The sequence below is a fragment of the Myxococcus sp. MH1 genome (assembly GCF_059738865.1).
This window is the reverse complement of the sequence record NZ_AP026947.1, coordinates 3,054,949-3,069,535: the sequence shown is the minus strand read 5'-3', so window position 1 is coordinate 3,069,535 and position 14,587 is coordinate 3,054,949. Positions and strand designations below refer to the sequence as shown.

Below are 14,587 nucleotides of genomic sequence, written 5' to 3'. Positions count from 1 at the left end.
GCCGGTCGAGGGGGACCGCAGGCGGGGACGCGGTCCAGGCCTCTTATTCTGCACGCTCCCCTGTCATCAAGGAACGATGCCGGGGCCTTCCGACGAACGGCCTAGCGGCCGGTGGAGCCGAAACCATTCCCCCCCCGCGCCGTCGCGTCGAGGACCTCGACTTCCGACAGGCCGACGGAGGTCACCGGCGCCACCACCAGCTGGGCCACCCGGTCGCCCCGACGCAGGGTGAAGGGCTCGCTGGAGAGGTTGACCAGCAGGACCTGCACCTCCCCCCGGTAGTCCGCGTCCACCGTCCCGGGCGCGTTGAGCAGCGTCACCCCGTGGCGCAGCGCCAGCCCGGAGCGGGGCCGCACCTGCCCCTCGTAGCCCGGGGGCAACCCCAGCGCGAGCCCCGTGGGCACCGCCATCCGCTCCAGGGGCCGGAGCACCCGCTCCCCGTCGATGTCGGCGCGCAGGTCCAGCCCGGCGGCGAGCTCCGTCTCGTAGCGGGGAAGCGGCAAGGGCTCCGGATGCGCCCGCACACGGCGCACCTGCACAATCAAGGGCGAGGCCATGGCGTGGATGTACCACACGCCTGCCCCGTCTCCAGTTCCCGCGCCGACGTCACGGGTTGTCTCCGGAAGGGACGACAGGCTCGGGCAGGCTTCCAGGTCCGGAAGCCCGGCCCGGACGCGCTCAGGGCGCGGTGTCCTGGGACATGGCGCGCACCGTGGCGCGGAACTTGAGCGGGTCCATGGGCCGGGAGGCCAGCTCGAGCTGATAGTGCAGATGAGGTCCGGTGGAGCGCCCGGTGTTGCCGGAGCGGGCGATGAGCTGCCCCCGCGTCACCTTCTCGCCCACCCGCACCAGCAGCTCCGAGTTGTGGCAGTACGCCGTCGTCACCCCGCGCCCGTGGTCCAGGACGAGCACGCGGCCGTTCACCGCGTCCTCGCTCGCGCGCCGCACCACGGCTTCGGCCACCGCGGAGACCTCCGTGCCGACGGGCACGCCCAGGTCCACGCCCGTGTGCATCTTCCGGGTGCCCAACACGGGGTGGTGGCGCTCGCCGAAGGGGCTCGTCACGCGGGCGCTCTCGTACACGGGCCAGCCCAGGCCGAACGTCGTGGACAAGGCGAGCGCCTGCGCCGCGCCGACGGACGCCCCCTCGAAGCCCGGCGGCAGCTGACGGTTCAGCGCCTCCAGCGTCGGAGCGCGCCCCTCCGCCGCCACGCGCTCCACGGCATAGCGGGCGGGGACGCGGCCGACGAAGAGGGCGGCCAGCCGCGCCTCCTCCTGGGGGAAGTCCCCTGCCAGCGCCGCGTGCAGCCTGCGCGCGGCGCGAGGGCCCTCCACCGGGTCCAGCAGCGTCGCCATCGGGATGCCCAGCTCCTGGGCCAGCGTCAAGGAGGGCTCGCGCGCCCGCGCATCCAGGCCCTTGAGCGCCAAGTGCGTGCCCCACGCCAGGGCCTCGGCGTCCGTCAGCGGACGCACGATGGAGACTTCGGGCGCGAGCACGGGCGCCGCCAGCGAGGTGCCCGTCACGCCGTCGTAGTACGCGAGCAGCGGGCGCGCGGTGCTCTTCGTGGAGAAGGCCCACGCGGAGGCCTTGCGCACCAGCGCGCCCGCGGGCGTGTGGTGGTACGCCGTCCACACGCACAGCACCGCCATCAAGAAGTCCAGCAGGCCTCGGGCCTGGCGCGGAAACATGTCGGGCCCCTAGCGAAGGAAGGACAGCAGTGGAGAAGCGTCCAGCACCGCGGCCACCGCCAGCGGCGCCACCACCGCGCACCCGAGCAGGCCGCGGGTGAAGGCCTTGCGTCCGGACACGCTCGCGCAGGCCTCGTCCGCGTGCTGGAGGTTTCGCAGCACCGCGCGCCAGCCCAGCGTGGCCAGCACGCCCACGAGCACCACGAGCGCCAGTCCGCGCGCGCCCCCGTCCGCCACGCGGTCTCCCATCAGCTCGCGCCAGGAGAGGTACACCGTGCCCTGGAGGAGCCGCGCCACCGTGCACGCGCCCGCCACCACCACCGCCGCCGTGGACAGGGGCCGGAGCCACCGCATGGGCGTGGGCTGACGCAGACACCGCCGCCACAACGCGCGCCACGAGGGCTGGGCCTGCTTCCCCTCCAGCGCCACGCGCCACGCCTCCGCGGGCCTGGCGGCCGCCGCCTCGCGGTAGCCCAGCGCGGGCAGCGCCAGCACCAGGTCCGCGGCCAGCTCCCACATGAGGGCCAGGGCCCGCGCGATCTCCGTGCGCAGCTCCAGCGACACCCACTCCACCATGGGCGCCGTCAAATCGTAGCGGCCCACCACCCCGTCGAAGGCCGCGTCCGCGCGGTCCACCAGCGACAAGAGCCGGTCATCCAGCGTGTCGGCCGCCGCGTGCACGCCCACCGCGACGAGCGCGAGCAGCCCCAGCGGCATGAACGCCCACCGGAAGGCCCCCAACAGGCGCGAGACGTCGGTGACGAATCCAGTGGAGCTGGGCGGTGGAGCAGGCGGCAACAGGGCCTCCGGGAAGCGGGGCTCGCACCTCCAACGCACGCGCCCCCCGTCCAGGTCTAAGCCAGTCTCCCTGGAATCGAAAACACCCCCTCCCGCGCGAGTGGCGGAAGGGGGTGCGAGGCTGCCCGGAGGCCCTACGAGCGGGCCCGGGTGCCCAGGGGCATCACGCCTTGGCGTTGGGCTGCGTGGCCTCGGGAGACGGCTGGGCGGCGACCGCGTCGGCCGCGCCCTGCTGGGCCGCCGCGCGCTCCGCCATCGCTTCCTTGCGCGACAGACGGATCTTGCCCGTCTTGTCGATGCTGACGACCTTCACCAGCACCTCGTCGCCCTCCTTCAGCACGTCGGAGACGCTCTTGACGCGCTTGTCGGACAGCTCGGAGATGTGGATGAGGCCGTCGGTGCCCGGGAACAGCTCCACGAAGGCGCCGAACTCGGCGATCTTCCGCACCGTGCCCGTGTAGATCTTCCCGATCTCCGCCTCGCGGGTCAGCGCCTGGATCATCGCGATGGCGGCCTTCACGGCCTCGCCGTTCGCGCTGGCGATGTCCACCCGGCCGGAGTCCTCGATGTTAATCGCCGCGCCGGTGCGCGCGATGATGTCCTTGATGACCTTGCCGCCCGGCCCGATGACGTTCTTGATGAACTCGGGACGAATCTGGATGGTCGTGATGCGAGGAGCGTACTGGCTGATCTCCTTGCGCGGCTGCGCCAGCGTCTTGAGCATCTCATCCAGGATGTGGAGGCGGCCCTGACGCGCCTGCTCCAGCGCGCGGCTCATGATCTCCGTGGTGAGACCGGTGATCTTGATGTCCATCTGGATGGAGGTGATGCCCTTGGTGGTGCCGCACACCTTGAAGTCCATGTCGCCCAGGTGGTCCTCGTCACCGAGGATGTCGGACAGGATGGCGATCTTCTCGCCCTCCTTCACCAGGCCCATGGCGATGCCGGCCACCGGCGACTTGATGGGGACGCCCGCGTCCATCAGCGCCAGCGTGCCACCGCACACGGAGGCCATGGAGGAGGAGCCGTTGGACTCGAGGATGTCGGAGACGAGGCGCACCGTGTATGGGAACGACTCGCTCTTGGGCACCATGTTGCGCAGCGCGCGCTCCGCCAGCGCGCCGTGGCCGATTTCACGACGGCCCGGGCCGCGCAGCGGCTTGGTCTCGTTCACGCTGAACGGGGGGAAGTTGTAGTGCAGCATGAAGCGCTTGAAGGACATGCCTCCGAGCATCTCCAGGCGCTGCTCGTCCTCGCTGGTGCCCAGCGTCGCCACCACGAGCGCCTGCGTCTCGCCACGGGTGAACACCGCGCTGCCGTGGGTGCGCGGGAGCACGCCCACCTCGCACGTGATGGAGCGGACCACGTCGTGGCCACGGTCGCCGATGCGGCCACCGTTGACCGTCATCTCGCGCATGTGCTCGTACTTGAGGTCTTCCACCACCTGCTTGGCGTGCTTCTCCACCAGCGGCGTGTAGGCCTCCGCAAGCTGCTCCTTGAGCTTGGCGAGCGTCTCCTTCTTCGTCTTGGAGAGCGCCTCGTAGCGCGCGCCCTTCTCCTTGATGGCGTAGCCGGCCTTGATGCCGTCCATCGACAGCTCGCGCACCTTGCCGCGCAGGGCCTCGTCCACGGAGGCCGGCTTGTCGAACGAGCGCACCTGCTTGTTCAGCGCGCGGCGCAGCTCGTCCTGCAGGTCCAACGCGGGCTGGGCGGACTGGAAGCCGAACTCCAGCGCGGCGACCATGTCGGGCTCGGACACCTCCTCCGCGCCACCCTCCACCATGACGATGGCCTTGCGGCTGACCGCCATGACCAGGTCCAGGTCGCTCTGCTCACGCTGCTTCGCGGTGGGGTTGGCCACCAGCTGACCGCCCACGCGGCCCACGCGGATGCCCGCGAGGGGACCGTCGAACGGGATGTCCGACACCCACAGCGCCGCGGAGGCGCCGGTGATGCCGTGCACGTCACCCTCGTTCTCCGGGTCCGCGGAGATGACGCTGGCGATGATCTGCGTCTCGTACGCGTAGCCTTCCGGGAACAGCGGACGCATGGAGCGGTCCACCAGGCGGCTGGCCAGCGTCTCCTTCTCCGTCAGCCGGCCCTCGCGCTTGAAGTAGCTGCCGGGGATGCGACCCGCCGAGTACAGCTTCTCCTGGTACTCCACCGTCAGCGGCAGGAAGTCGATGTCCTTCTTCTCCCGCGCGCTCACCGCCGTCACGAGCAGCATGGTGTCGCCATAGCGGACCACCACGGAGCCATCGGCCTGCTTGGCCAGACGGCCCGTCTCGATGCTCAGCTCGCTCTCGCCAATCTTGACGCTCTTCTTCAACATGTCCTTGCCTCGGTATTGCTTCGGGCGAGGACCCCACCGCACGCACCCGGTCCAGGACAAATGGACCCGGCACCCCGGGAGGGCCCTCGGGGTGTATGAGCGGTCGCCAAGGCCCGAAAAGGCACATGACAGGCAACCGCCAGCCTGTACTGCGGAAGGGCGCTTGCGGAGCGCCGGAGGGATGTCCCGGAACTTTTGATCCCTGATCGCACCGGCCGACCTCACACCCCAGGTCAGCCGGTCCGAACGGAAACCAAAACCTCCGACGGCACCACTCCCTCGCCCGCCACCACCCACCGCGACTCGAACTGCTTCGTCCTTCTCAAACGCGCGGGGCGCTGGTTGAACCAGCGCCCCGTTTGCTGCCGAGATGCCTACTTGCGGATGCCGAGGCCCTCGATGAGCTTCTTGTACCGGGTGACGTCCTTCGACTTCAGGTAGTCCAGAAGCCGACGACGCTGACCGACCAGCTTCAGCAGACCGCGGCGGGAGTGGTGGTCCTTCTTGTGCGTCTTGAAGTGCTCGGTGAGCATGTTGATGCGCTCGGACAGCAGCGCCACCTGCACCTCGGGGGACCCGGTGTCAGACTCGTGGGTCCTGAACTTCGTCACCAGCTCCGACTTGCGCTCCTGATGCAGCGACATGTGATTCTCGTCCTTCTGTCCCGCTCCGGCGTGGATACCACTTGAGTCACCCAGGTCCGCGGAGGGGTACAGACCGGGTCTCATGCTCATGCTTCTAACGAGCGGGGGGCTTATAAGCTTCGCCCTACCCAGGGTCAACCTTGGACGCCTGCCCGTGCGCCCCCCAGGCCTGGGAGCGTGAGAAGACGCACAACCCGGCGCAAAGGGGCGCCTAGACGAGCACCCGCAGGTAGCGCAGCCGCCCGCCCACGCCCTCGGCCACGGCGAGCAGCGCGCCGTCCGGTCCCATCACCCGCACGCGGCCGGGCTTGAGCGAGGCGGGGACCTCCACCGGAACACCGTGGGAGACGCGGCGCGCCTCGTCCGCGTTCACCCGCACCTCGGGCATGTCCATCAGCGCGTCGGAGAGCGACACCAGCCGCGGGGCCAGGAGGCCCTCCTTCGCCAGGGACGCCACGTCCGTCAGGGGCAGCGCCCGCGCCAGCGTGAAGGGCCCGCTGGAGGTGCGACGCAGCGCTTCCAGGTGCGCCCCGCAGCCCAGCGCGCGGCCCAGGTCGAAGGCCAGGGTGCGCACGAAGAAGCCCTTGGAGCAGCGCACGGACAGGTGGAGCCGGTCCGCGGAGAAGTCGCGCAGCACCAGCTCGTACACCGTCACCTGGCGGGCGGCGCGCTCCACCTCTTCACCCGCGCGGGCCAGCTCGTACAGGCGCTTGCCGGCCACCTTCACCGCCGAATACATGGGCGGCACCTGCTCGAAGGGCCCCCGGAAGCGCGCGAGCGCGGCCTCCAGCAGCGCGGGCGTCAGCGCGGGCACCGGCGCCCGGGCCGTCACCTGCCCTTCCGCGTCCTGGGTGTCCGTCTCCGCGCCCAGGCGCACCGTGGCGTCGTAGGCCTTGTCGCCCTCGGTGATGAAGCCCGCCACCTTGGTGGCCTCGCCCAGACACAGGGGCAGCACCCCGGTGGCCATGGGGTCCAGGGTCCCCGTGTGGCCCACCTTCTTCAGCTTGAGCAGCGAGCGCACCTGTCGCACCACGTCGAAGGACGTGGGGCCGGTGGGCTTGTCGATGACGAGGACGCCGTCCATGTCCGCTCAATATTGTGGGGCTGGCGCCAGAACTACCAGCCTTCCTTGCTCCGGACCTCGCGCAGCAGACGGTCGATCTTGTCGCCCTCGCCGACAGACTCGTCGAAGGAGAAGAAGACCTCGGGCGACACCCGCAGGTTGACGGCCTCGGTGACGGCGCGGCGCACGAAGCCCTTGGCCGCCTCCAGCCCCTTCTGCGTCTCGGAGCGCTCCTCGGCCGTGCCCATCATCGAATAGAAGACACGGGCCACGCGCAGGTCCGGGGAGACCTTCACGCCGGTAATCGTGATGAAGCCGATGCGGGGGTCCCGCAGCTCGCCACGGGCCAGCAAGGCCCCCAGCGCCGCCTGGATCTCCTGCCCCACTCGCTCGGGTCGGGAATGCGTCGTCATTTCTTCTCCCAGTCTCGCGGGTTGCGCAGGGCGCGGGCGCGAGCCCGTGCCTCGTCCAGCGTCATCCGTCCACCGCCCGACGGAGACGGGCGGCCCGTACCGGGGCCACCGTCGTTGTCGCCGTCATGACGGCGCTCCCAATCTCCCAACCCCTCGGCTTCCGCCAACGAAGCCCGCTCACCCCTGAGGAAGCGGGCAATCGCCGCCTCCGACTCGGCCGCCGCCTCCTCCGGAGACAGCGCCTCGTCCTCCTCGTCCAACACCTGCCGCGCGGACTTCGCCCCGAGCGAGGAAGCCTGCGAAGGGCCTCCCGCGAAGAGCTGGTCTCCGAAGGCGAGTATCTCCGTCTCCCGCGACATCAGCGGGGCGACGTACATCTCCTCGATGAAGTGGATGACCTTCTCGAGCTGCTCGTCCACGTGGCGGCGCTCGTTGCCCACCACCGAGAGAGCGAGCGTGGCCTTCTGCCAGAGGTCCTGGTCCTCCACCTCCGCCATGGCCACGTTGAAGCGGGCCTTCACCCGGTCCATCACCCGGCGGAGCACCTGCCGCTTCGACTTCAGCGAGCCGCTCTCCGGAATCTGGAGGGTCAGACGTGCGACACCCACGAACATGCCAATCCCCCGGCCTCGGAAGACCCCGCGAAGTCGCGAGGTCTCCCGGGCGAAACCATTCCGGGAAGGTGGGGCCTTCCCGGAGGCGAAGAGGACTCGGTCGAGCGACGACTAGGTGAGGCTCTGCCGGGTCTCCTCGATCTCGTAGGCCTCGATGATGTCGCCGGCCTTGAGGTCGTTGAAGCTCTCGATGCCGATACCGCACTCGAAGCCCTGCGCGACCTCCTTGACGTCGTCCTTGAAGCGACGCAGCGACGCCATCTTGCCGGAGAACAGCTGCTTGTTCTCGCGCATGAGGCGCACGAAGGCGCCGCGCTTCATCACACCATCCAGCACCGCCGCGCCGGCGATGGTGCCCAGGCGGGGGACGTTGAAGGTGTTGCGGACCTCCGCGCGGCCCAGCTTCTTCTCCGTGCGGATGGGCTCCAGCAGGCCCTCCATCTGCGTGCGCACCCCGTCGATGAGCTCGTAGATGATGGAGTAGCTCTGCAGGGTGACTTCCTGCGCCTTGGCCGCGGCCTCCGCGCCGGACTCCGGGTGCACGTTGAAGCCGAGCACCACGCCCTTGGAGGCGGCCGCGCGCATCACGTCGCCCTCGGTGATGGCGCCCACGCCCGTGTGGACGATCTCCACCTTGACCTTGTGCGTGGACAGCTTCTGGACGGCCTGCTTGACGGCCTCCGCCGAGCCCTGCACGTCCGCCTTGATGACGACGCGCAGCTCCTTGGGTCCACCGCCCGCCTTCGTCTTGGCGAACAGCTGCTCCAGGGACTCGCGGCTGACCTTGGACAGCTCGGTCTGCCGCTCCTTCATGTTGCGGTGCTCGGCGATCTGCTTGGCCGCCTTCTCGTCCGCCACCACGTTGATGGCGTCGCCCGCGCTGGGGACACCGGACAGGCCGATGACCTCCGCGCAGTAGCCCGGCTTGACTTCCTTCACCTGCTCGCCGCGGCTGTTGTTCATCGCGCGGACACGGCCGTAGTGCGAGCCGGTGACGACGGCGTCACCCAGCTTGAGCGTGCCCTCCTGCACCAGCACCGTGGCCACCGGGCCACGGCCGCGGTCCAGCTTGGCCTCGATGATGGCGCCGACCGACGGACGGTTCGGGTTGGACGTGAGCTCGAGGACCTCGGCCTGCAGCGCCAGGTTCTCCAGCAGCAGGTCCAGGTTCTGCTTCGTCTTGGCCGACACGGGCACCATGATGGTGTCGCCGCCCCACTCTTCCGGGGTGAGCTCGTGGTTGGCCAGGTCCTTCTTCACGCGGTCCGGGTTGGCGCCCGGCACGTCCATCTTGTTGATGGCGACGACGATGGGCACCTCGGCCGCCTTCGCGTGCTTGATGGCCTCCACCGTCTGCGGCATCACGCCGTCGTCGGCGGCCACCACCAGCACCACGATGTCCGTCACGTTGGCGCCGCGGGCGCGCATGGACGTGAAGGCCTCGTGACCCGGGGTATCCAGGAAGGTGACGTCACCGCGCGCGGTGGTGATGCTGTACGCGCCGATGTGCTGGGTGATGCCGCCCGCCTCGCCCGACGCCACGTTGGCGCTGCGGATGGCGTCCAGGAGGCTCGTCTTGCCGTGGTCGACGTGGCCCATGATGGTGACGACCGGCGGACGCGGACGCTCGTCCTCGGGACGGGCCTCCACCTCGGGCAGGTAGTCCTCCACCTCGAAGCCCACGCGCTCGACCTTCCACCCGTAGTCGGTGGCGAGGATTTCGGCGGTGTCGGCGTCCACCATCTGGTTCGCCGTGGCCATCTTCCCCTGGCCCATCAGCTTCTTGATGATCTCCGCGGTGCGCACACCCATGCGCTGGCCCAGGTCGGACACCGAGATGCCCTCCTGCAGCTTGATGACCTTCTTCTCCTCGGCCATCTGGGTGATCTGCGTCTTGGCGCCCTTCTTCGTGGGCTTGCGCTTCTTGCCACGGATGGGGATGGTGACGCGGCCCCAGACCATGTCCGTCAGTTCCTGCTTGGACACGCTGGTCGTATCGCCACTGGTGCGCTTGCGCTGGCCCCGCTCCTTGTTCTTGGAGACGTCCACCAGCTCGCGGCCACGGCCCAGGTGGTCCGGGACCACCTTGTACTCACGCCGCTCGGGGATGCCCGCGCGGCCCGGCGCCATGGGGTACTGCTTGGCCTGACCCGCGGTGGGCGTCACGCGCCGCACCTGGATGAGCGGGCGCGAGATGACGACGGCCTGCGTGGCCGTGGGCCGCGCCTGGCCACCCGTGGGGGTCACCTGCGCGTGGGGAACACCGCCCACCATGATGGTGGGCCCCTGCGGCGCGGCGGTGCCGCCGGCCGAGGCCTGCGCGGACGGAGACGTGCTGGGCCGCACCGGACCCTGGCCCGGACGCGCGCCCTGGCCCTGGTACGACGGATAGCTCGGACGACCCCCCGGGCCACCCGGACGCCCACCCGGGCCGCCGGGACCACCCGGACGCCCACCACCGGGACCGCCCGGACCACCGGGGCGTCCACCCGGACCGCCCGGCCCCCCGGGACGTCCACCCGGCCCCCCGGGGCCACCCGGGCGATTGCCCGGAGGACCGCTCCGCTGCCCGTAGCCCGGCGCGGGGCCTCGGGACACGACGGTCGCGGACGAAGACGGGGAGGAAGGCGTCCGGACAGTCGGCGGAACCGGCGAGCGCGGAGGGGGTTGGGGCAAGTGGGTACTCTCCTGAGAAGGGGGACGCGGCTGCGCGGCGGCAGCGGGAGGGGCGACAGGCGCACGAGGCGCCTCGACCGGGGCCTTGGGAGCCTCGGCTGTGACAGGGGATGCGACGGGCGCGGGCGGCTCGGCCACCGTGGAGGCGGGCGGAGTCACGGGCGCGGCGGCGACGGGAGCCGCCTCCGCCACGGGGGCGGGGGCCGACTCGACGGCGGGCGCGGGCGGCTCGACGTGGCGAGGGGGCTCCTCGACGGTCGGCGGGGCCGCTTCGATGGTGTGGCTTGGGGCCTGTGGCGGAGCCTCGGGCGGCAGGGACTCGGGCACACCTTCGTACCCGGCGTCAGCCGACTGGGACTCCATGCCCGCGTCACCCGACGCGCCGGCGGGGGGGCCCACCTTGCGGCGCACCACGAACCCCTTCGCCGTCACGGGGGGCGCGGCCTGCTTCGGCTTGCGCTTGTCCAGGATCTTCTGGACGGCGGCGGTCGCCTGGTCGTCATCGAGGGAGGACGAATGGCTCTTGACGTCGTACCCGAGCGCGGACAGCTCGTTTACGACCTCCTTGTTGTCGAGCTCAATGCCGTGGCCCTTGAGCTCCTTGGCGATTTCGTGGACGCGCTTCTTCGACATATTGCCCTTGTTGGCCTGCCACACCCGGCGACTCCGGGGCGCAGCACCCTAGCTCAAACCCGAAAATGTGTGCGAGTGGTCCTTAACACCCACTCCCCCCCAACACCCCTCCGCCCTCATGGCGCAGGCTGCTCTGCCTACCCGAGCTGCGACGGGTCTAACAACCCCGCCTTCCCGCGAAAGGCCCTTGCAAATGCCTTCCGCTTCAGCGCTGCCGTCATGCAACCGACACCGCACAGGTAGGCGCCCCGTCCGGGCAGCCGCCGCTCCCTGTCCACCACGATGGCGCCCCCGGGGCCTACCACGAACCGGGTGAGCTCTGCTTGCGGTCGCTTGGACCCGCATCCGACGCACATCCGGACCGGGCCTGACTCCGCGCTTGCTGCTGGCTCCGAGCGGCCAGTCGGGCGCCCCACGTCCCCTCTCCTCTTCTAGCTTACGGCGACTTGGTGGCTTCCGCGCCACCGTCCAGGGTCGCCGCCGAAATACCGCGCTCGGCGTTCAGCTCCGCGCGCAGCTTGGCCTCCTCCACAAGGTAGTTCTCCGCCGCGCTCTTGAGCTGGCGGGCCTTCTTGATGCCCACACCCGGGACGTCGCCCAGCTTCGCGAGGTCCTTCTCGTTGGCGATGTCCTCCACCGTGCGGTAGCCGGACGACTGCAGCTGCTCGATGGTCTTCTCGCCAACGCCGCGCACGCGCGCCATCCGCTCGGACTGGTTCAGCTCGTCGGGGTGGCGGCGCGCCTCGGCGATGCGGGCCTGCTCCCTTTCATAATCCATGCGGGACAGCTCCGCCTGGTCTTCGACCATCCGCTTCCGGGCGGCCTCCTGCATGGAGGGGATGCGGGCGGGGTCCACGCCGGGGATCTGCGCCAGCACCTCGGCGTTGGCCTCGGCCACGTCGCGGGCCTGGCGGAAGCCGTGCGCGTAGAGCGTCTCCACCAGCATCTCGTTGACGCCCGGCAGCGCGCCCAGCGAGCGGTTGGCGAACTCGCGCATCTCCCGCACGCGGCTCTCGCTGTTGATGTCCAGCTTCCAGCCCGTCAGCTGGGCCGCCAGGCGCACGTTCTGGCCGCGCCGGCCGATGGCCAAGCTGAGCTGGTCGTCCGGGACGATGAGCTCCATGGCGTGATTGGCCTCGTCGATGATGACGCGGCTGACCTCCGCGGGGGCCAGGGCCGAGCACACGAAGCGCGCCGGGTCCTCGTCGTACGGGACGATGTCGATCTTCTCCCCGCGCAGCTCCTGCACCACCGCCTGCACGCGGCTGCCCTTCATGCCCACGCACGCGCCCACCGGGTCCACGTCCGAGTCCCGGCTGGAGACGGCGATCTTCGCGCGGCCACCCGGCTCGCGCGCGGCGGCCTCGATGACGACGATGCCCTCGGCGATCTCGGGCACCTCCATCTCGAACAGCTTGGTGAGCAGGTTCACCGACGCGCGGGACAGGACGATCTGCGGGCCCTTGGACTCGCGCAGCACGTCCAGCACGTAGGCCTGGACGCGGTCGCCCGGGCGGTACGTCTCACGCGGGACCTGCTCGCGCACCGGCAGGACGGCCTCGGCGCGGCCCAGGTCCACGATGATGTTGCCGCGCTCGAACCGGCGGGCGATGCCGGTGACGATCTCGTTCTTGCGGTCCTTGTACTCGTTGAAGACGTTCTCGCGCTCGGCGTCGCGGGTGCGCTGCAGGATGACCTGCTTGGCCGTCTGCGCCGCGATGCGGCCGAAGCCGCGGCGGAAGGTCTTCAGGCGCAGGATGTCGCCGTACTGGTCGTCCTGGGCCTTGGCCTCGTTGGCGTCCTCGTCCCGGTAGAAGATCTGGAAGACGAGCTCGTCGCCGGGCTCCACCTCCATGCCCTTCTTGTGGGACTCACCGAGGGTGATCTGGTTCACCGCCTGCACGGGGTCGGTGATCTCCTCCACCACGGTGATGGCCTGGAACAGCTCCACCACGCCCTTCTCGGGGTCGTACTTGGCCTCGAGGTTGCGGTCCTGGCCAAAGTGCTTCTTGGCCGCGGTCTTCATCGCATCCTCGAGGGTGGCAATCAGCACAGCCCGGTCGATGCCCTTGTCCTTGGCGACCTGGTCCAGGACGAGGTTGAGGTTGACGCTCGGGTTGGCTTGCTGCGTGGGCATGGTCTTCTCCTGAATGGGCCACGGGCCCCCCGCGCGGCAGGGTGCCCTGTATGTCGACGTCTAGAACTCGAACTCCAGGTTCGCCTTCGCGATGTCCTTGAAGAGGATGTGGAAGGTTCCGGCGCCTTCCACCTCCACCGAGATGCCGTCGCCCGCCACCCCGGCCAGCTTGCCGGCGAAGTTCTTGCGCGGCGGCTCGCCCAACGGTCCGAAGGTCTTCACCTTCACCCGCTGACCGACCACCCGCTCGAAGTGCGCCGGCTTCTTCAGCGGCCGGTCCACACCAGGGCTGGAGACCTCCAGGCTGTACTCGTGGGGAATGAAATCCTCCACGTCCAGCATGGGGTCCACCGCGCGGGAAACCTGACTGCACTCGTCCAGTCCCACCCGTCCCCCTGGCTTGTCGATGAAGAGCCGCAGCACCCACCCTTCGCGTTCCCGGACGAACTCCAGGTCCACGAGCTCCAGGCCCTCGCCCGCAACGATGGGGTCGAGCACCGCGCTCGCCCGCTCCTCCACCGTCTGCTTGAGGTTCTTCTCCGACATAACCGGGAAACCAGACTCCAAAAACGCGAAAAGCGGGCACGGCGGCCCACTTTTCGAGGTGCACATCGAAAAATGTCGGGCGCGTCCGTAACACACCCCCCAGAGGGGTGTAAAGGAAGGACGCTCCCTCTAGGGCCCCTTGAAACCTGCCCAACAGGGCCAGGAATTCCCAGGGGTTCCGCGCCCGGCACGGGCGTTATAACGGGCCCATGCACCTCATCGCCGCCGCCCAGATGGTGTCCACCGCCGACAAGGCCCACAACCTGGAAGTCGCCACCCGGCTGGTCCGACGGGCCAGTGAGCTGGGCGCCCGGCTGGTGGGCCTGCCAGAGAACTTCGCCTGGATGGGCCCCGAGGCCGAGCGCCCCGGCGCCGCCGAGACGCTCGAGGGCCCCACCCTGTCCCGCATGGCCCAGTTGGCCCGGGAGCTGCGCGTGACGCTCCTGTCCGGCAGCGTCCTGGAGGCCGGAGCCCCTGGCGGTCGGCTCTACAACACCAGCGTCCTGTTCGGCCCGGAGGGTGAGCGGCTGGGCGTCTACCGCAAGATGCACCTGTTCGACGTGGAGGTAGGCGATGGTGCGACCTACCAGGAGTCCGCGGCGGTGGCGCCGGGGACGGAGGTGGTGGCGGCGGACACACCGGTGGGCCGGCTGGGGATGTCCATCTGCTACGACCTACGGTTCCCGGAACTCTACCGGCGGCTGTCCAAGGACGGGGCGACGCTGCTGGCCGTCCCGGCGGCCTTCACGATGATGACCGGGAAGGACCACTGGGAGGTGCTGCTGCGAGCCCGGGCCATCGAGAACCAGGCGTACGTGCTGGCGCCCGCCCAGGGAGGCCGACACTCGGCGCAGCGGCTCACGTATGGCCACGCCATGGTGGTGGACCCGTGGGGGTTGGTGACGGCGCGCGCCTCGGAGGGCGAGGGACTGGCCGTGGCGCCGGTCGACCCGGAGCTCCTGAAACGAATCCGACGCGACCTGCCCTGCCTGCGACACCGCCGATTGGATTAGCCTGGGATTCTCGTGAATGGTCGACCCTG

General features: G+C 70.0%; 13 protein-coding genes. 1 reads left to right on the top strand and 12 read right to left on the bottom strand.

The window, feature by feature from the left end; translation table 11 throughout:
* Positions 1–101: 101 nt before the first annotated feature.
* From dut to rimP, 12 genes are all read right to left on the bottom strand, one after another.
* Entirely contained in the window at positions 102–557 is a 456-nt protein-coding gene (gene dut / locus AC6JA9_RS12595) for a dUTP diphosphatase (RefSeq protein WP_141329878.1), read from the bottom strand.
* A gap of 121 nt (positions 558–678) precedes the next feature.
* Complete coding sequence (locus AC6JA9_RS12590) at positions 679–1,689, bottom strand: M23 family metallopeptidase (protein ID WP_497959762.1); 1,011 nt, start codon at positions 1,687–1,689, stop codon at positions 679–681.
* A 9-nt stretch (positions 1,690–1,698) separates the two neighbouring features.
* A complete protein-coding gene (locus AC6JA9_RS12585; RefSeq protein ID WP_497960683.1) occupies positions 1,699–2,487 on the bottom strand; it encodes a hypothetical protein in 789 nt (262 codons plus the stop codon).
* Between the two features lie 163 nt (positions 2,488–2,650).
* Positions 2,651–4,819 (bottom strand): polyribonucleotide nucleotidyltransferase, encoded by a 2,169-nt coding sequence (pnp, locus tag AC6JA9_RS12580; RefSeq protein ID WP_248544938.1) that lies wholly within the window; start codon positions 4,817–4,819, stop codon positions 2,651–2,653.
* Between the two features lie 374 nt (positions 4,820–5,193).
* Positions 5,194–5,463 (bottom strand): 30S ribosomal protein S15, encoded by a 270-nt coding sequence (rpsO, locus tag AC6JA9_RS12575; protein ID WP_044279503.1) that lies wholly within the window; start codon positions 5,461–5,463, stop codon positions 5,194–5,196.
* Between the two features lie 211 nt (positions 5,464–5,674).
* Complete coding sequence (truB, locus tag AC6JA9_RS12570; RefSeq protein WP_497959760.1) at positions 5,675–6,547, bottom strand: tRNA pseudouridine(55) synthase TruB; 873 nt, start codon at positions 6,545–6,547, stop codon at positions 5,675–5,677.
* A gap of 32 nt (positions 6,548–6,579) precedes the next feature.
* The gene (gene rbfA / locus AC6JA9_RS12565; RefSeq protein ID WP_046712244.1) at positions 6,580–6,939 is read right to left on the bottom strand and encodes a 30S ribosome-binding factor RbfA; all 360 of its coding nucleotides are present in this window, start codon (positions 6,937–6,939) and stop codon (positions 6,580–6,582) included.
* The gene (locus tag AC6JA9_RS12560) at positions 6,936–7,553 is read right to left on the bottom strand and encodes a DUF503 domain-containing protein (RefSeq protein ID WP_141329850.1); all 618 of its coding nucleotides are present in this window, start codon (positions 7,551–7,553) and stop codon (positions 6,936–6,938) included. Before AC6JA9_RS12560 ends, rbfA begins: the two co-directional genes overlap by 4 nt.
* 111 nt (positions 7,554–7,664) lie before the next feature.
* Positions 7,665–10,862, bottom strand: a complete 3,198-nt coding sequence (gene infB, locus AC6JA9_RS12555) for a translation initiation factor IF-2 (RefSeq protein WP_223748796.1) — start codon at positions 10,860–10,862, stop codon at positions 7,665–7,667.
* A 137-nt stretch (positions 10,863–10,999) separates the two neighbouring features.
* Positions 11,000–11,218: a YlxR family protein gene (locus tag AC6JA9_RS12550; protein WP_141330374.1), complete on the bottom strand. Its 219-nt coding sequence runs from the start codon at positions 11,216–11,218 to the stop codon at positions 11,000–11,002.
* Between the two features lie 80 nt (positions 11,219–11,298).
* The gene (nusA, locus tag AC6JA9_RS12545; protein ID WP_141330376.1) at positions 11,299–12,999 is read right to left on the bottom strand and encodes a transcription termination factor NusA; all 1,701 of its coding nucleotides are present in this window, start codon (positions 12,997–12,999) and stop codon (positions 11,299–11,301) included.
* Positions 13,000–13,059: 60 nt separating this feature from the next.
* A complete protein-coding gene (rimP, locus tag AC6JA9_RS12540) occupies positions 13,060–13,545 on the bottom strand; it encodes a ribosome maturation factor RimP (protein ID WP_046712241.1) in 486 nt (161 codons plus the stop codon).
* Positions 13,546–13,754: 209 nt separating this feature from the next.
* Here rimP and AC6JA9_RS12535 point away from each other — a divergent pair, with 209 nt between their 5' ends.
* Positions 13,755–14,558, top strand: coding sequence for a carbon-nitrogen hydrolase family protein (locus AC6JA9_RS12535; protein ID WP_223748795.1), 804 nt, complete (start codon positions 13,755–13,757; stop codon positions 14,556–14,558).
* Positions 14,559–14,587 lie beyond the last annotated feature (29 nt).